This window comes from Streptomyces sp. HUAS MS02 (assembly GCF_055702265.1).
Genome location: NZ_CM146747.1, coordinates 1,611,099 through 1,627,396 on the forward strand (window position 1 = coordinate 1,611,099; position 16,298 = coordinate 1,627,396).

Below are 16,298 nucleotides of genomic sequence, written 5' to 3' on the forward strand. Positions count from 1 at the left end.
CTCCTCTCAGGGCGTGATCGCGTGCTCCACCAGCAGCCGTCCGGCCACCGCGATGGCCTCCGCGTCGATGCCCGCCTCGCGCAGCTGCTCCTCGGGTGCGGCCGAGCCCGGCATCGTACGGACGGCCAGGCGCACCAGGCGGGGCACCGGGCGGCCGTCGAGGAAGGCGTCGAGGACCGCGTCGCCGAGGCCGCCCTCCTCGTGGTGGTCCTCGACGGTGAGGACGCAGCCCGTGCGTTCGGCGGCCTCGCGCAGGGTGCGGCGGTCGACGGGCTTGACGGAGTAGAGGTCGATCACCCGGACCTGGATGCCCTCGCGGTCCAGCGCGTCGGCGGCCTTGAGGGCCTCGTGGACGGTGACCCCGGCCGCGACGACCGTCAGCCGGTCGGTGTCCGAGGCGCGCAGCACCTTGCTGCCGCCGACCGGGAACTCCTCGGTCGGGCTGTAGAGGACGGGCGAGGCGCCCCTGGAGGTGCGGAGGTAGCGCACGCCGTCGAGGCCGGCCATGGTGCCGACGAGTTTGGCGGTCTGGTTGGCGTCGCACGGGTACAGCACGGTGGAGCCGTGCACCGAGCGCATCATCGCCAGGTCCTCCAGACCCATCTGCGAGGGCCCGTCCTGGCCGATGGCGACGCCGGCGTGGGAGCCGACGAGGTTGATGCCTGACCCGCTGACCGACGCCATGCGGATGAAGTCGTGGGCGCGGGTGAGGAACGCCGCGAACGTGGCGGCGTACGGCACCCAGCCGCGTGCCGCGAGGCCCACCGAGGCGGCCACGAGCTGCTGTTCGGCGATGTAGCACTCGAAGTAGCGGTCGGGGTGTTCCTTGGCGAAGACCTCGGAGCGGGTGGAGTCGCCGACCTCACCGTCCAGGGCGACGACGTCCCCGCGGGCGGAGCCGAGCGCGGCGAGGGCCTGCCCGTAGGCGTCCCGGGTGGCGACCTCGTCACCGATCTCGTAGCGCGGCAGTTCGAGGTGCCCGGTGCGTACGGCGTGCAGCATCCGGGCGGCGGGCGGCGGGGTGACCTCGACGCGGAGGTCGCGCACCCCGCCGAGTTCCGCGATCGCCTCGTCGGCGTCCTTGAGCGGCTTGCCGTGCAGGCCCTCCCGGTCCTGGACGGCCTCGACGCCCTTGCCCTTGAGGGTGCGGGCCAGGATCACGGTGGGCTGGCCCTTGGTGGAGACGGCCTCGCCGTAGGCGCGGTCGACGGCGTCCACGTCGTGTCCGTCGATCTCGACGGTGTGCCAGCCGAAGGCCGCGAAGCGACGGGCGTAGGCGTCCAGGTCGTGCCCGTGCCGGGTGGGCCCGCGCTGTCCGAGCCGGTTGACGTCGACGATCGCCGTCAGATTGTCGAGATGCTCGTACGCGGCGTGCTCGGCGGCCTCCCACACCGAGCCCTCGGCGAGCTCGCTGTCGCCGCACAGCACCCACACCCGGTAGCCGGTGCGGTCCAGCCGCTTCCCGGCCAGCGCGATGCCGACGCCGACGGGCAGTCCCTGGCCGAGCGACCCGGTGGCCGTCTCCACCCACGGCAGCCGCCGTGGCGTGGGGTGTCCCTCCAGCCGGCTGCCCAGCTTGCGGAAGGTCATCAGCTCGGTCTCGCTGATCGCGCCCGCCGCCTTGTACGCGGAGTACAGCAGGGGCGAGGCGTGTCCCTTGGACAGCACGAAGCGGTCGTTGGCGGGGTGCTGGGGGCGTTCGAAGTCGTACCGCAGATGCTTCGCGAGCAGCACCGCCATCAGCTCGGCGGCCGACATGGACGACGTCGGGTGCCCGGAGCCCGCGGCATCCGAAGCGCGCACGCTGTCCACCCGCAACTGCTGTGCCAGCTCGGTCAGTTGACGGCTGTTCATGACTCTCCTTTCGAACCCTCGGCGGGCTTCGACGGGGTTTCGGACGCTCGGCCGCGCTCCTGACCCGGTGACGTGGCCGGGGACGCGTCGGCACCCGTCCTCGCCTTCCGGGGCGCGCCGGGCACCTTGGCCAGCTCCGGTGACGCCGTGTCCAGGGGGACCGACCAGGACCGTACGAGGCCCAACTGGACTCCCTGACGGGGCAGTACGGCGTCGAGGAGCCAGTCGGCGGCGACCCGGACGCGGTTGCCGGGCATGGCGGCGAGGTGGTAGCCGCGGGCGACGGCTCCGGCGAGGGGCCCGGACAGCGGTACGCCGAGCGGGTTGGCGGCGGCCTTGACCCCGCCGAGGTCCACGACGAAGCCGAGGTCGCTGTGGCGGTAGGGCTCGGGCTCGCCCCGGCCGAGGGAGGCGGCGACGTTGTACGCGGCCACCTTGCCCTGCCGCCAGGCGTGTTGGGCGGTCATCGGGGTGTACTGGCCGGGCTTGGTCAGGTCGGGTACGGCGGCCGCGTCGCCGCAGGCGAACACGTCCGGCCGGCCCGGCACCTGCAGCGTGGGCTCGACGAGCAGCCGGCCGCGTTCCATCGGCAGCCCCAGCGACTCGGCGAGCGGATCGGGCCGTACGCCCACGCACCACACGAGTGTGCGGGTGTCGACGAACTCCCCGTCGGTCAGCAGCACTCCGTTCGGTGTGGCCTCCTTCACGGAGGTCCCCATCCGCACGTCGACGCCCCGCTGCCGCAGCACCTTGTCGGCGGTCCGCGACAGCTTCTCGTCCATCTCGGGCAGCACCCGTTCCGCGATGTCGAGCAGCATCCAGCGCGGTCGCATGCCCTCCCGCAGCGGCTGCTTGCGCACCAGCGCGTCGGTGAACATCTGGCCGTGGGCGGCGACCTCGGTCCCGGTGTAACCGGCGCCGACCACCACGAAGGTGCAGCGCGCGTCGCAGCTCTTGGGGTCCTCGCTCCCGGCGGCCAGCTCCACCTGCCGGGTCACGTGGTCCCTGAGGTACAGCGCCTCGGGCAGCCCCCGGAAGCCGTGGGCGTGCTCGGCGACGCCGGGGATGGGCAGCAGCTTGTTGACGCTGCCGGCCGCGAGCACCAGCCGGTCGTAGGTGAGGGTGCCGACGCCGCCCTCGGGATCCGAGTAGCGCACGGTGCGCGCGTCGAGGTCGATGTCGTCGGCCTCGCCCAGCACCAGCCGCACATGGGGCAGGGTGCCGGTGAGGGAGACGGTGACCCGGCGTGGTTCCAGGATGCCGGCGGCCACCTGGGGCAGCAGCGGGAGGTACAGAAAGTAGTCGGTCGGGTTCAGCAGGGTGATGTCGGCCTTGTTCCGGGCCAGCCGCGCGAGGGTGCGGGCAGTCCGGTAGCCGGCGAAACCGGCACCGACGATCACGATGCGGGGTCGACTCACGGTTCGCCTCCGGCGGGTCGCGTGCGTACGAACCTTCCGCGTCCCCCTGGTCAACGGCCCCAAACCGGCGCTCCGCACGATCGGGCGCGGGTTTCCGCCGTGACCCACGGGTACTCGGACCCGGAACCGGTCCGCCCCGGGCGCACCTGTCGCGGAGGTACCCCCCATGCCCGAGTACGGATACTTCCTGGCGACCGAGGAGTTCACTCCCGCCGAGCTGATCGAGCAGACGGTGGGGGTCCCCCCGGCTCGAGCGAAGTCGAGAGTTGGGGGAGGCGGAACAGGCCGGATTCGACTGTCTGTGGATCTCGGACCACTTCCACCCGTGGAACGACGCCCAGGGCCAGAGCCCCTTCGTGTGGTCGGTGATCGGCGCGCTCTCCGAGGCCGTGTCGCTGCCGATCGAGACGGCGGTGACCTGCCCGACCGTCCGGATCCACCCGGCCGTCGTCGCCCAGGCCGCGGCGACGAGTTCGGTGCTGACCGGCGGTCGTTTCCGGCTCGGCATCGGCTCGGGCGAGGCGCTCAACGAACATGTCCTCGGCACCCTCCCCCACTGCCTGAAGGGCGTGGGAGGGACCCCCAGCCCCCGGCGGACGTCCGTCTGGAGATGCTGGAGGATTCGGTCCAGGTGATGCGTCGCCTGTTCACCGGCGAGGAGGTCACCCATCGCGGCACCCACTACACGGTGGAGAACGCCCGCCTCTACACGCTCCCCGAGGCGCCCGTCCCCATCGACATCTCCGGTTTCGGCCCCAAGGCCACCGCCCTCGCCGCCCGCGTCGCCGACGGCTTCATCACCATGAGCCCCGACGAGGAGCTGGTGACCCAGTACCGCAAGGGCGGCGGGGGCGCGAACCCCGTCAGCGGCGGCACGAAGGTGTGCTGGGGCCCCGACCGGGACGCCGCCGTCCGGCTCGTGCGCCATCTGTGGTCGAACCAGCTGCTGCCCGGCGAGATGGGGCAGATCCTGCCCACGCCCAGCCACTTCGAGCAGCTGGAACCGCTGGTCACCGAGCAGATGGTCGGCGAGAACACGGTGTGCGGCGGCGACGTCGACGAGCACGTCGCCGAGCTGACCGCCTTCGCGGACGCGGGCTTCGACCGCGTCTACGTCAGCCAGATCGGCCCCGACCAGCGCGGCTTCTTCGACTTCTACCGCACGAAGGTGCTGCCGCGGCTCCGGCGCTGATCCGCACCGCCGACTGCACCGGCGGCGGCACCACCCGCCCCGAGCCCCGCCGCACCGGGCCCTGCCGGCAGGCCCACCACGCGGCCGCCGTCCGAGCCCGCACCGGCGTGGCCAGCGCAACCGTCGGCAAGATCACCAACCTGAAGCAGGCGGCCCGCCTGCTCTCCACCGGTACCTGCGACCTCGTCCTGAGGGACCGCCACGGCTTCACGGCCGGCCCGTGACGGAGCCGGCGGTGACGACGGCTGCGGCCATGAGCCACCCGCGGTATCAGCCGGTGAACTCGGTGACGGCAGGGCGGATCACGCGTGAGGTTCTCCTTGCGCCGGGCTGCGAACGAGATCCGTGATCCTCGCCGGCGACGACCGACCGACCCGGGTGCGAGGGCGGGGCGGTACACACGCACCTCCGGCCCATCTGGATCGTGGTCCCCGTCGCGCTGTCCCGCGCCGAAACCGCTCAGGAATCCCCGGCGCGGGTGACCAGGGAACGTGTGGCGGTGACCCTGAGAAAGTCGAGTTGTTCCGCGGAGGGCGTTCCGGCGGCCGCGGTATAGGCGACGATCCTGAGGTCCGATCCGGGCACGGTGAGGATGTCGCAGTCGAGGGTGATGTCTCCGACGACGGGATGGGTGACGGTCTTGCGGTCATGGCCGAGTGTGCCCGCGGCGCCCTGCGACCAGAGTTGCGCGAAGCGAGGGCTGTGGGTGGTGCATTCCTGGATGAGTCGGCGCAGGCGGGGGTCGTCCGGGAACGTGCCCTGTGTGGTCCGCAGGTCGGCGACGAGGGAGGCTTCCAGGGCTTCCCGGCCACGTTCGGACCGAGGCTGACGGCCCGAATCGAGCTCGGGCAGGAACGTCTCGCGTACCAGGTTGCGCTGGTCCGCGGGGGGCTGCGAAGGCTCTCCGAACAGTGCGGCCCACAGCCCGGTGCACGTGATCAGGGTCCAGTCCGCGGCGAAGACGCCCAGCGCCTGGTCGGTGAGGGCGGCGAGCAGGCGTTGCACGCTGGGCGGGATGTGGGTGGAGATGCGCCCGGATCCCGGCAGCGGAAGGTGTGCGAGGCGGTAGAGGTGATCCCGTTCGGACACCTCCAGGTGCAATGCGCGGGCCAGTGCCACGGCGACCTGTTCGGAGGGGCGGCTGGCGCGTCCCTGTTCCAGGCGGACGAGGTAGTCCACGGAGACTCCGGCAAGTGCGGCGAGCTCTTCGCGGCGCAGGCCCGCGGCACGGCGCCTGCCTGCGGCCGGCAGACCCACGTCGGCAGGCGCGAGCCGGTCGCGCCAACGACGCAGAGCTGTGCCCAGTTGGTTCTGTTCCTCGGTCACCGTTCCAGTATCGGCGCCCGGCCCGAAACGAGAGTGGTACTGCCCTTCCTACCGTTGTCCGTTGCACTGGTTGCGGCCCTCACGCCGGTCGACAGTGGTCGAAGCAGGCAATGCCGCTCGTGATCTTTTGGGCACGAGCGAGCGGTTGCACGCAGTCCGCCACGAGAGGCTGAGGTCAATGCCTGAGAACACGCTCGCCCGGAACCTGATCGGCGGATGCCCGGTCCAGACCTTCGAGATCTTCGAGGACGAGGCCGACGCGATCCAGCGGGCGAACGCCACCGACTTCGGCCTGGCCGCCGCGCTGTACACGCACGACGAATTCCGGGCCCGCCGGGTCGGACGCGAGCTTCGGTTCGGTGGGATGTGGATCAACACCTGGGGCTCGATGTCCGAGCACTTCGAGCAGGGCGGTTTCAAGCAGAGCGGCATCGGTGTGCTGTGTGGTCCCGCGGCCATCGGCGAGTTCCAGAACATCAAGACCTACGCCACCGCCGTGCCGCGACAGCGCTGAGGACCGCGGCCTGCGAGGCCGCCCACACCCCGTCTCGACGCACCGGTCGGAACCGCGGAGTTCCGCTGACGGCCTGACCGGCACAAGTCACCGTTCGTACCACTTTTTCAGGAGCGCATCATGTCCAAGAAATCATCGCAAAATCAGGAACTCGTCGTCGTGACCGGGGCGTCGAGCGGGATGGGCGCGGCCACCGCGAGGGAAATGGCCCGGCGCGGTTTCCACGTCCTCGCCGGCGTGCGCCGCGACAGCGACGGCGAGGCCCTCCTCGCAGCCGGCGTCGAGCCGGTGATCCTCGACATCACCAACCAGGAGCACATCGCGGCGCTGGTGGCACGTATCGACGGCGACCCACACCATCGCGCCGTACGGGCACTGATCAACAACGCCGGACTGCCCTGTGCGGGACCGGTCGAGGTGGTGCCGCTCGACGAATGGCGGCGCGTGTTCGAGGTGAATGTCTTCGGGGCCGTCGCACTCACCCAGGCTCTGCTTCCCGCCCTGGTGCGCAGCAAGGGCCGCGTCGTCAACATCAGCTCGATGAACGGCAAGGTGTCCATGGCCGGCTACGGCGTGTACGCCAGCAGCAAGCACGCGGTGGAGGCGCTGAGCGACGCCCTGCGCAACGAACTGGCCCCGTACGGCGTGCAGGTGGTGATCGTGGAGCCGGGCGGCGTCAAGACCGAAATGGCCCGCGTCGGACTTTCGGGCCTGAGCGACCTCGCCTCCCGGGTGCCCCCGGAGCGGAACGATCGCTACGGCGCCTTGATGCAGGCGATTCCCTCCCACGTCGCCGCGTTCACCGAGGCCGGCGCGACCTCCGACACCGCCGCTCAGAAGATCGCCAAGGCCGCGACCGACCGCAAGCCCCGCACTCGCTACACCATCGGCGCGACGACCACTTTCCTCATCCGTGCCTCCAGCCTCCTTCCCGACCGCGTGTTCGACCGGATGACAATGTCCGATCTGCGCAAGCACTACCCGGGCAAGGCCACGTCCGGCCGGACCACCGCGGGACGTCACGCGTAGCTGGTCGGAGCGGGCCTGCGCAGGGGCCCGCCCTTCTCCAAGATCCAGTGTCTCGTGTGTCCAAGATCAGGGGTCAGGGCCCTTCCTGCTCCTTCCCTGCTCTTTCCTCCGCTCACCGCTACCGGTGACGCGGGTCCTCGGGGTCGATGCCGGCCGGGGGCGGCGCACCGGTCGCGCCGCCGGGTGCGACGGGCGGCACCGGCGGGTATCCGGCCGGCCCCGTACCGCCCGGGGGCATCCCCGGCGCCGTACCGCCGACCACCCGGTCACGGCCCGCGGCGATCTCGCCCTCGTGCTCGGCCGTCGGCCGGGGCGCCGAGGGACGCGCCGCGCTCCTCAGCACATACGCCGCCGCACCGAGCACCACGGCCGTGATCAGCGCGGCGGCCCAGTCCGGCAGGCCCAGCGACAGGGCCAGCCCGAGGGCCAGCGCGAGGGCGGCACCCGCGTACAGGGCGAGCGCCCCGGACGCGGCGTACAGCGCGGCCTTGCGGCGCTGCTTGCGGGTCTGCTGCCGCAGCTCGTCGCGGATGGTCTCGCGGGCCACCAGCGCCAGCTCGTCGACCAGGTGCTTGTCCAGATGTTCGAGATGATTCAAGCGGTCCATTGCGCCCGGGTACCCGGGCCCGTGTCCGCGTAACGCGGCATGCGCCGGGGGCGGATCCCCAACTAGGCTTCGCACCATGGAGATTCTCGGCACCACGCTCCGCATCTGCGTCGACGACCTGGAAGCAGCGGTCCCGTTCTACGAGAGACTCTCGGGCGGACCGGCGATGCGCTTCGAACGCGGTGGCGTCCAGGTCGCCGCCGTCGGCTGCTTCCTGCTGATGAGCGGCCCGGAGTCGGAACTGGAGGTCCTGCGCAAGGTCGCCGCGACCATCGCCGTCGAGGACGTCGACGAGGCGAACCGGGTCCTCACCGCCTCCGGCGCCCAGGTGCTGGCCGGCCCCGTCCCGACCCCCGTCGGCCGCAATCTGATCGCGGTCCACCCCGACGGCTCGGTCTACGAGTACGCGGACCGTCGGACGGCCGGGTGAGCGTCAGGCGGCGAACGCGGCCACCACGAGGTCCGTGAGCAGCGCGCCCGCCGTGCCGTCGGGGTCCAGATCCGGGTCGTAGATGGTGACGTTGAGGCCCACGCAGTGCGGTGAGCGGACCAACGGGCGCAGCAGCGCGGTCAGTTCGTCGGGGAGGAGCCCGTCGGGGTCGGGGCTGTCGACGGCCGGCATGACGGACGGGTCGAGGACGTCGGCGTCCAGGTGGACCCAGAAGCCGTCCAGTTCGGGCGACTCGAAGCTCAGCGCGGTGACCCGGGCGAGATCGTCCGCGCCCCAGGTTCGCAGCTCGCCGACGGTCACGACGGGGATCTTCAGGGCAGCCAGCTCGGTGCGGTCGTCCTCGAACGCGTCCCGGATGCCGAAGAGCCGTACGTCCTCGTCGCGCAGATAGGGACCGAGCCCTTCCAGATCGGTCAGGTCCGGCTGGCCGCGCCCCGTGGCGAGCGCCAGTTCCTCGCCGCCGGCCGCCCCGACCCGGTCGGAGTTCCCCGGGTGCCGGAAGTCGGCGGAGGCGTCGACGGCGACCAGCCCGTACCGCCCGATCCGCCGCAGCGCGAGCGCGGCGCCGAGCTGGATCGAACAGTCCCCGCCGAGGACGACGGGCAGCTCACCGGCCCGGACGTGCCGCTCGATCCGGTCGGCCAACCTGCACGTGTACGAGGCGATCGCCCCGGCGTTGAAGACGCCGTCGCCCTCCTGCCAGTCGCCCCGGTCGTAGCGCGGCGGCACGACCACCCCGCCCTCCAGCGCGCCGAGCCGCCGCACGATGCCCTGTTCCCGCAGCGCTCCGGCGAGTTTGTAGCAGCCGGGCACGGTTCCCGGGGCGGGCGGCCGCAGGCCGAGGTTGGAGGGGGCGTCCACGACGACGATGTTCCGCATGGCTCCCATCCTGCGCGACGGAGCCACCCACCGGGACGGGAACGGATCATTCCGGGAGACGGCCTCCGGAACGATCGGAAGGACCACCCGCGGATGGGTCCGCGAGCCTGCCCCCGCCCGGGACCGGACGCTTCATCTCGGCGGTGAGCGCCCATCTCTGGTGGTCCCGCCATGCGCCGTCGATGAACAGGAAGTCGGGCGAGAACCCCTCCAGCCGGAATCCGCACCGCCGGGCGAGCGCGATGGAGGCGGCGTTCCGGGGCTGCACGTTGATCTCCAGCCGGTGCAGCCCCATGAAGGTGAACGCGTACTCCACGACCAGGGCGAGCCCCTCCCCCATCAGGCCCCGCCCGGCGGCGTGGGCGAAGGCCCCGTAGCCGAGGGCGCCGCTCTGGAAGCCGCCCTCCACGATGTTGTTGATGTTGATGAAGCCGGCGATGTCCCCGCCGTCCCTCTCGCACACCAGGAACCCGGCCTTGGTCGGATCCTCGATCAGCCGTCCCGCGTACGCGCGGTACGCGGCCTGGGTGGCCGGTGGGAACAGCCACGGCCGGTGCAGCTCCCCGCTCTCCCGCACCCGCTGGACGAACTCGGGACCGTCCTCGGGTGTGAAGCGCCGGATCGCGACGCGGGGGCCTTCGATGAGATGACGAATGTTCTCGGACACCCCGCCACGGTACGTCGGGGCGGGGTCACCTGCGGCGTCTCATGAAGTACGCCCCGCACACCGCTCCGACCAGGCCCGTCCCGAGGAGCGCCAGCCACAGCGGCATGGTGACCTCGGAGACCAGCAGCTGGATCTCGGTGCTCTGGGTGTTCTGGAAGACGAAGACGAGCGCGAGGACGGCGAGCACGCCCACGACGACCCTGCCGGGGGTCAGCGTCTCGCTCCACCGCTTGCGCCCGTGCGTCCCGGCTCGTTCCGATGTCTTCGGGCTCATACCTCCAGAATGACGCGAGCACCCGCGACCCGCCTGGTGGGAGGCGCGGGGCAGTCGAGCCTCGGGCAGTCGGCCGGAGGCGGCGCGGGGCGTCAGATCAGGGCCGGCTCGTCCAGCGTCAGCGTCCCCGCCTCCGCGTCCAGCTCCGCCGTCACCCCGAAGGGGATCGTCAGCGCCCCCTCCCCGTGTCCGAAACCGAACTCCTCCACCACCGGCACCCCGGCCCCGCCGACCCGGTCGACGAGCAGTGCCCGCACCTTCTCGTACGGCTCGCACTCCGCCCAGGAGCCGAGGACGATGCCGGCGACCCCGTCGAGCCAGCCCGCGCGCAGGAGCTGGGTGAGATAGCGGTCGAGTCGGTAGGTCTCCTCGCCGACGTCCTCCAGGCAGAGCAGGGCGCCCCGGGCCGACGGCCGGGCGTGGGGACTGCCCAGCTCGGCGGCGAGCAGACAGAGGCAACCGCCGAGGAGCACGCCCCGCGCGCGGCCCGGTACGAGGGCGGCGCTGCCTTCGGCGGCCCGGATCGTGCGGACCGTCTCGGGGGAGAACAGGGTGGCGCGCAGATGTTCCTGGGCCCGGGTGTTCTTCAGGAAGTCGACCCCCGCGGCCATGGGGCCGTGCAGGGTGACCAGGCCGGCCCGGGTGGCGAAAGCCTCGTGCAGGGCGGTGATGTCACTGAACCCGACGAGTGTCTTGGGGCCCGCGGCCCGGATCGCGTCCCAGTCGAGCAGGTCGACCATCCGCTGGACGCCGTAGCCGCCGCGGGCGCACAGCACGGCGGAGACGGAGGGGTCGCACCAGGCGCTCTGGAAGTCGGCGGCCCGGTCGGCGTCCGTGCCCGCGAGGTAGGGGAACTCGGGGTGCCGGTCCAGGGTGTGGGGTGCGACGACGGGGTCGAGGTCCCAGCCGCGCAGCAGGTCCAGCCCGGCGCTGAGCCGTTCCTCGACGACCGGTCCGCTGGGCGCGACGACGGCCACCCGGGCGCCGGGGACGAGCCGAGCGGGTCTGGTCAGCGGTGTCACTGGTATCACGGGTGTCACTGGTGTCACTTGGCGAGCTCCAGAGTAGGGATACCCGGAGGATTCAACCCGAAGACCCGCGCGTACAGCGACAGCTCCGCCTCCAGGGCCCGCACCATCGTCTCCGCACGCCGGAAGCCGTGCCCCTCCCCCTCGAAGGCGAGGTAGGCGTGCGGCACCCGACGCCCGTCCAGCCGGGCGAGGAACCGCTCGCACTGCGCGGGCGGGCAGATCACGTCGTCGAGGCCCTGCAGCAGCAGGAACGGCGCCTTGATCCGGTCGGCGTGCTCGGTGGGCGACCGCTCCGCGTACCGCATCGGCTCCTCGGCCAGGGGGCCCACAAGAGTCTCCAGGTACTGGGATTCGAAGTCGTGCGTCTCCCCCGATCCCCAGTTCGCGAGGTCGAGGATGGGGTACAGGATGGTTCCGCAGGCGTATACATCGGTCGCCGTCAGGGACACCGCGGCGGTCCAGCCGCCCGCGCTGCCGCCTCTGATCGCCAGCCTGGTCCGGTCGGCGGTGCCCTCGTCGGCGAGGGCGAGCGCGACGGCCGCGCAGTCCTCGACGTCGACGACCCCCCACTGCTCACGCAGCCGGTTGCGGTACTCCCGTCCGTATCCGGTGGACCCGCCGTAGTTGACCTCGGCGACGCCGATGCCGCGTGAGGTGAAGTAGGCGATCGCGAGGTCCAGGACCAGCGGCGCGCGGCTGGTGGGCCCGCCGTGGGCCCAGACGACGTAGGGCGGCAGCTCGGTGCTGAAGGCGACGGCACCGGGGTTGTGGGGCGGGTAGACGTGGGCGTGGATCTCGCGTCCGGCGGGGCCGAGGAAGCTGCGGATCTGGGGTTCGGGGTAGTAGGAGGGGTCGACCGGGTCGTCGTGCGCGGCTCCGACCACCCGGGCGTCGCCGGTGGCGGCGTCCAGTTCGACCACCTCGTAGGCGCTGCGGGGGCTGGCGCCGATGCCGAGGACCCGGCCGCCGCGCACGGCGAGCGAGGGGGCGAACTCGGTCCATGGCCCGGCCGCGTCCACGACCTGGCCGGTCTCCAGGTCGAGGACGCCGAGCGCGGTGGCGCCCCGCCCGTGGATCACGGCGACCAGCCCGCCCTCCAGCAACGCGAACCAGCGCCAGCCGACCTTCCACAGCGGGCCGCCGAACTCCTCCTCCCGGGCGCACAGGGCCGTACGGTCGCCGCCGTCGGGGTCGAGGCGGTAGAGGTTCCAGTAGCCGGTGGTGTCGCTGGAGTACACGAGGGTGCCGTCGGCGGCCCAGTCGACCTGGGCGACGGACTCCTCCGGGCCGCCCGCGACGGTCCGGGGCGTGCCGAGCAGGCCGTCCTCGGTCACCTCGGCGACCAGCAGCGACGTGCCGTCCCAGGGCATCCGGGGGTGGTCCCAGGCGAGCCAGGCGGCACGGCGGCCGTCGGGCGAGAGCCGGGGGCAGGTGACGAACCGCCGGCTGTCGTCGGTGAGTTCCCGTACGGCCCCCCGGTCCTCGGCCGCCGAGCCGTCCAGCGGTACGGCGGCGACGACCCGCCGTACGTCGGTGGGCCCCTCGCCGGTGAACTCCTCCAGGACGCACCACACCTCGTCCCGCTCCGGGTGCGGTCTCGGGTCCACCCAGCGCAGGCCGCCGCCGACCGGCGACACCGGGGTGAGGGGGCGGGGCTCGCCGCCCGGTTCGAACCCGTAGAGGCGCTGGTCGGCGAAGTTCACGAAGACCACGAGGTGGCCGTCGTCCCGCGGGACCGCGGTCCAGGGCTGTCCGCCGTACTCCATGACGCGGCTGCGCACGTTCCACGGGGACGGCAGGACCGACTCCTCCGTGCCGTCGGCCGTGCGCCGCACCAGGGTGCGGCGGCCGCCCTCGGTGGGCCGTGGCTCGGTCCACCATGCCTCGTCACCGACGAAGCCCACGAACTCGGGATGCCCGTCGTGCGCGGCGGCGAGCGCCGCGTCGATCGGCGAAGGCCACGCACCGTACGCCAGGGTCTGCACCTTGTCCCCCATGTCCCTTCGTCCCCCGAGTCTCATCGGTCAGGCCGTCCGCAGGAAGCGGTCGAGCACACGGACGCCGAAGTGGAGCGCCTCCACGGGGACGCGCTCGTCGACGCCGTGGAAGAGCGCCGCGTAGTCGAAGCCCTCGGGGAGCTTCAGCGGCGAGAAGCCGTAGCCGGTGATACCGAGCCGCGAGAACTGCTTGGCGTCCGTGCCGCCCGGCATGCAGTACGGCACCACGTGCCCCTCGGGCGCGAACTCCTCGACGGCGGCCCGCATCCGCGCGTACGTCGGGGAGTCCACCGGCGCCTGGAGCGCCACCTCCCGGTGTTCGTACTCCCACTCCACGTCCGGCCCGGTGAGCAGGTCGAGGGTCTCCCGGAACTCGTCCTCGCCGCCGGGCAGATACCGTCCGTCCACGCGCGCGGCGGCCTCCCCCGGGATCACGTTGATCTTGTAACCGGCGTCCAGCATGGTCGGGTTGGCGCTGTTGCGGACGGTCGCCTCGACCAGGGCGGCGGCCGGGCCGAGCTTGTCGAGCAGGCGGTCGACGCCGCCCGGGCCGTCGAGGTCGGCCTCGACGCCGTACAGCGCGGCGAGTTCGGTGAGGGCGGCGCGGACGGTCGGGGTGAGCCGCAGGGGCCACTCGTGCGCGCCGATCCGGGCGACGGCCGCCGCCAGCCGGGTCACGGCGTTGGCCCGGTTCACCTTGGAGCCGTGGCCGGCCCGGCCGCGCGCGGTGAGCTTGAGCCAGCCGGTGCCGCGCTCCCCCGCCGCGATCGGATAGATCTGCCGGCCGCCGCCGTCGTGGAAGGTGAAGGCCCCCGACTCGCTGATGCCCTCGGTGCAGCCCTCGAAGAGAGCGGCGTGCCGGTCGGCGAGGAACCCGGAGCCGTCCTCGGCGCTCGCCTCCTCGTCGGCGGTGAACGCGATCACGAGGTCCCGGCGGGGGCGCACGCCGGTGCGCGCCCACTGGCGTACGACGGCGAGGATCATCGCGTCCATGTTCTTCATGTCGACCGCGCCCCGCCCCCAGACCACACCGTCGCGGATCTCCCCGGAGAACGGGTGCACGGTCCAGTCGGCGGCCTGGGCGGGCACGACGTCCAGATGACCGTGGACGAGCAGGGCGTCCGCCGACGGGTCGGTGCCCTCGATCCGCGCCACCACGTTGGTCCGGCCCTCGGTGCGCTCCAGCAGCGTGGGCTCCAGGCCCGCTTCGGCCAGCAGCGCGGCGGCGTACTCGGCGGCCGGTCGCTCCCGGCAGTCCCCGCCGCCGCGGTTGGTGGTGTCGATGCGGATGAGGTCGGAGGTGAACCGGACCACCTCGTCCAGCGCCCGCTGGTCCACGGGTGCCGTCTGCTCAGCCATATGTCTCCTCCACCGCGGCCGAGACGATCGTGGTGACCGCCTTGAAGGTGCGGATTCCCTCGTACATGGTCGGGCTGGTGTACGCGACCTTGCGTTCACCGGTACGGATCACCCCGGGCACCACGGTCGCGGCCATCGCCAGATGCTCGGCGTCGAACTCCAGCGCCACGGTGAACGGGCCGCCCCTGACCGGTTCGTGCCGTACGGCGAGCGCCGCGGCCTCCTTCGCCGCCGCGCGGATGTCGGCGGCGGTTCTCGCTGGGGTGCGGCACACGGCCGCGTACCGCGACACATGGTCCTTGACCGCCACTTTGAGCGCCTCGGGCGCATAGCCCAGGGCGTCCTCGCACGCCACGTCGTCGCCGGTCACCAGCACCACCGGTACCCCGTACTCGGCCACCACATGCGAGTTGAGCAGCCCTTCGCTGGCCCGCTCGTCGTTCACCCACACCCCGGTGATGGAGTTCGCCAGGTAGGTGTGGGCGAGGACGCCCTCCATCCCGGCGCCCGCGTGGTAGCCGACGAACGCGATGCCGTCCACGTCCCCGTGCTGGACGCCCTCCACCATGGACAGCGCCTTGTGCCGGCCGGTGAGCATCTGCGCGCGCTCGTCCAGCTCCTCCAGCAGCAGGTTGCGCATCGTCCAGTGCGCCTCGTTGATCAGCACCTCGTCGGCCCCGCCGTCGAGGAAGCCGAGCACGGCGGCGTTCACGTCGGAGGTGAACATCGAACGGCACCGCTCCCACTGCGGTGTCCCCGGCAGCACGTCGGCCGGCCAGGTGACACCGGTGGCGCCCTCCATGTCGGCGCTGATGAGGATCTTCATGGCTCGAACCGTACGCGCTCATGACGATCCGTGGCAGACCTGTGGATAACTCTCACCGGCCCGGCCCACCGAGGCGTGGACCGGGGCCTGTCGTCACCTCGCCGTCGGCCCCCGACCCCGGCCTCAGGCCGTGCGGCCCGCCACGTACCACCTCGACGGCAGTTCGATCCGGGTGCCGTCCGCGGTGTGTTCCGTGGTGACCAGCGGGAGTTCACCGCTGGTCACCACGGTGAGACCGGCGGCGCGCAGGTACTCCGGGACCGCGGCGTCGGTGACCTCGCCGGGGGCGATGCCGTGGCGGAAGATCGGGACGAGCTTGGCGGGAGGGCCGGCCGGGTCGGTCGCGAGGCCCATGAGGACGGGCTTCGCGGCCTCGGCGAGTTCGACGAGGCAGACCCGGCCGCGTTCGCCCAGCAGCGTGGCGACGGTGTCCACGAGGCGTTGGCGGTCGTCGGGCTCGCACTGGTGGAGGACGCCGCGCACATAGACGTTGGCATCGCCGAGGTCGGCGTGGAGGGCTTCGGCCTCCGTCGTGTCGGCCGCGTCGAACACTCGGTAGGCGGCCCGGCCGTCGGGGTCGGCCGCGCGGGCCCGGTCGAGGGCGGCGCCGGAGAGGTCGACGCCGATCACGCGGGGGAAGCGGTCGGCCAGGAAGCGGGTCTGGGTGCCGTTGCCGCAGCCGAGGTCGACGAGGGGGAGGTCCGCCGCGGTCAGGTAGGGCTCGAAGAGCGCCAGATGGACGGCCGCGGTCCGTTCGGGTCCCGCGTCCCAGAAGACGGCGCCCGGTTCGTCGGGGGCCTCCCGCCAGAACCCCTCCCAGGCGTCCCGGTACCGGCTCGTCACACTCATGCCATACCCCCGACCAGCGACCCGG

General features: G+C 72.3%; 15 protein-coding genes and 1 pseudogene. 4 read left to right on the plus strand and 12 right to left on the minus strand.

Annotation, left to right across the window (positions count from 1 at the left end):
- Positions 1 to 6: 6 nt before the first annotated feature.
- Positions 7 to 1,854 (minus strand): transketolase, encoded by a 1,848-nt coding sequence (locus ACZ9QC_RS06975; RefSeq protein ID WP_472919326.1) that lies wholly within the window; start codon positions 1,852 to 1,854, stop codon positions 7 to 9.
- Positions 1,851 to 3,272: an NAD(P)/FAD-dependent oxidoreductase gene (locus ACZ9QC_RS06980; RefSeq protein WP_472919327.1), complete on the minus strand. Its 1,422-nt coding sequence runs from the start codon at positions 3,270 to 3,272 to the stop codon at positions 1,851 to 1,853. The genes ACZ9QC_RS06975 and ACZ9QC_RS06980 overlap by 4 nt, the downstream gene beginning before the upstream one ends.
- Before the next feature lie 166 nt (positions 3,273 to 3,438).
- On the opposite strand from ACZ9QC_RS06980, the pseudogene ACZ9QC_RS06985 reads away from it, so the two are divergent.
- A pseudogene (locus ACZ9QC_RS06985) lies at positions 3,439 to 4,464 on the plus strand (TIGR03557 family F420-dependent LLM class oxidoreductase).
- 459 nt (positions 4,465 to 4,923) lie between these two features.
- Here the strand turns inward: ACZ9QC_RS06985 and ACZ9QC_RS06990 are convergent.
- Positions 4,924 to 5,790, minus strand: a complete 867-nt coding sequence (locus tag ACZ9QC_RS06990) for a helix-turn-helix domain-containing protein (protein ID WP_472919328.1) — start codon at positions 5,788 to 5,790, stop codon at positions 4,924 to 4,926.
- Positions 5,791 to 5,968: 178 nt separating this feature from the next.
- Between ACZ9QC_RS06990 and ACZ9QC_RS06995 the strand changes: the two genes are divergently transcribed.
- Positions 5,969 to 6,304 (plus strand): aldehyde dehydrogenase family protein, encoded by a 336-nt coding sequence (locus ACZ9QC_RS06995; protein ID WP_472919329.1) that lies wholly within the window; start codon positions 5,969 to 5,971, stop codon positions 6,302 to 6,304.
- A gap of 120 nt (positions 6,305 to 6,424) precedes the next feature.
- Entirely contained in the window at positions 6,425 to 7,333 is a 909-nt protein-coding gene (locus tag ACZ9QC_RS07000; RefSeq protein WP_472919330.1) for an SDR family oxidoreductase, read from the plus strand.
- A 118-nt stretch (positions 7,334 to 7,451) separates the two neighbouring features.
- Here the strand turns inward: ACZ9QC_RS07000 and ACZ9QC_RS07005 are convergent, their stop codons facing one another.
- Positions 7,452 to 7,940 carry a phage holin family protein gene (locus ACZ9QC_RS07005; RefSeq protein WP_472919331.1) on the minus strand — a complete coding sequence of 163 codons (489 nt, stop codon included), beginning with the start codon at positions 7,938 to 7,940 and terminating at the stop codon, positions 7,452 to 7,454.
- Between the two features lie 76 nt (positions 7,941 to 8,016).
- Between ACZ9QC_RS07005 and ACZ9QC_RS07010 the strand changes: the two genes are divergently transcribed.
- Entirely contained in the window at positions 8,017 to 8,370 is a 354-nt protein-coding gene (locus ACZ9QC_RS07010; protein ID WP_467339406.1) for a VOC family protein, read from the plus strand.
- A 3-nt stretch (positions 8,371 to 8,373) separates the two neighbouring features.
- Here the strand turns inward: ACZ9QC_RS07010 and ACZ9QC_RS07015 are convergent, their stop codons facing one another.
- The 8 genes from ACZ9QC_RS07015 to ACZ9QC_RS07050 all read right to left on the minus strand — a co-directional run bounded on the left by ACZ9QC_RS07015 (position 8,374) and on the right by ACZ9QC_RS07050 (position 16,273).
- Positions 8,374 to 9,270, minus strand: coding sequence for an arginase family protein (locus ACZ9QC_RS07015; protein ID WP_472919332.1), 897 nt, complete (start codon positions 9,268 to 9,270; stop codon positions 8,374 to 8,376).
- Positions 9,271 to 9,316: 46 nt separating this feature from the next.
- Positions 9,317 to 9,937 carry a GNAT family N-acetyltransferase gene (locus ACZ9QC_RS07020; RefSeq protein WP_472919333.1) on the minus strand — a complete coding sequence of 207 codons (621 nt, stop codon included), beginning with the start codon at positions 9,935 to 9,937 and terminating at the stop codon, positions 9,317 to 9,319.
- Positions 9,938 to 9,962: 25 nt separating this feature from the next.
- Positions 9,963 to 10,211: a lipopolysaccharide assembly protein LapA domain-containing protein gene (locus ACZ9QC_RS07025; RefSeq protein ID WP_472919334.1), complete on the minus strand. Its 249-nt coding sequence runs from the start codon at positions 10,209 to 10,211 to the stop codon at positions 9,963 to 9,965.
- 92 nt (positions 10,212 to 10,303) lie between these two features.
- A complete protein-coding gene (locus ACZ9QC_RS07030; RefSeq protein WP_472921619.1) occupies positions 10,304 to 11,233 on the minus strand; it encodes a S66 peptidase family protein in 930 nt (309 codons plus the stop codon).
- A 23-nt stretch (positions 11,234 to 11,256) separates the two neighbouring features.
- Positions 11,257 to 13,239 carry a S9 family peptidase gene (locus ACZ9QC_RS07035; protein WP_472919335.1) on the minus strand — a complete coding sequence of 661 codons (1,983 nt, stop codon included), beginning with the start codon at positions 13,237 to 13,239 and terminating at the stop codon, positions 11,257 to 11,259.
- Between the two features lie 27 nt (positions 13,240 to 13,266).
- The gene (locus ACZ9QC_RS07040) at positions 13,267 to 14,598 is read right to left on the minus strand and encodes a M20/M25/M40 family metallo-hydrolase (protein ID WP_472919336.1); all 1,332 of its coding nucleotides are present in this window, start codon (positions 14,596 to 14,598) and stop codon (positions 13,267 to 13,269) included.
- Complete coding sequence (locus ACZ9QC_RS07045; protein ID WP_472919337.1) at positions 14,591 to 15,424, minus strand: M55 family metallopeptidase; 834 nt, start codon at positions 15,422 to 15,424, stop codon at positions 14,591 to 14,593. Before ACZ9QC_RS07045 ends, ACZ9QC_RS07040 begins: the two co-directional genes overlap by 8 nt.
- A 123-nt stretch (positions 15,425 to 15,547) precedes the next feature.
- Positions 15,548 to 16,273 (minus strand): class I SAM-dependent methyltransferase, encoded by a 726-nt coding sequence (locus ACZ9QC_RS07050; RefSeq protein ID WP_472919338.1) that lies wholly within the window; start codon positions 16,271 to 16,273, stop codon positions 15,548 to 15,550.
- Between the last annotated feature and the right edge of the window lie 25 nt (positions 16,274 to 16,298).

Coding starts and splice junctions, on each gene's coding strand:
- ACZ9QC_RS06975 (WP_472919326.1), bottom strand. CDS start 1,854: ATGAACAGCCGTCAACTGACCGAGCTGGCACAGCAGTTGCGGGTGGAC.
- ACZ9QC_RS06995 (WP_472919329.1), top strand. CDS start 5,969: ATGCCTGAGAACACGCTCGCCCGGAACCTGATCGGCGGATGCCCGGTC.
- ACZ9QC_RS07000 (WP_472919330.1), top strand. CDS start 6,425: ATGTCCAAGAAATCATCGCAAAATCAGGAACTCGTCGTCGTGACCGGG.
- ACZ9QC_RS07005 (WP_472919331.1), bottom strand. CDS start 7,940: ATGGACCGCTTGAATCATCTCGAACATCTGGACAAGCACCTGGTCGAC.
- ACZ9QC_RS07010 (WP_467339406.1), top strand. CDS start 8,017: ATGGAGATTCTCGGCACCACGCTCCGCATCTGCGTCGACGACCTGGAA.
- ACZ9QC_RS07015 (WP_472919332.1), bottom strand. CDS start 9,270: ATGCGGAACATCGTCGTCGTGGACGCCCCCTCCAACCTCGGCCTGCGG.
- ACZ9QC_RS07025 (WP_472919334.1), bottom strand. CDS start 10,211: ATGAGCCCGAAGACATCGGAACGAGCCGGGACGCACGGGCGCAAGCGG.
- ACZ9QC_RS07035 (WP_472919335.1), bottom strand. CDS start 13,239: ATGGGGGACAAGGTGCAGACCCTGGCGTACGGTGCGTGGCCTTCGCCG.
- ACZ9QC_RS07040 (WP_472919336.1), bottom strand. CDS start 14,598: ATGGCTGAGCAGACGGCACCCGTGGACCAGCGGGCGCTGGACGAGGTG.
- ACZ9QC_RS07045 (WP_472919337.1), bottom strand. CDS start 15,424: ATGAAGATCCTCATCAGCGCCGACATGGAGGGCGCCACCGGTGTCACC.
- ACZ9QC_RS07050 (WP_472919338.1), bottom strand. CDS start 16,273: ATGAGTGTGACGAGCCGGTACCGGGACGCCTGGGAGGGGTTCTGGCGG.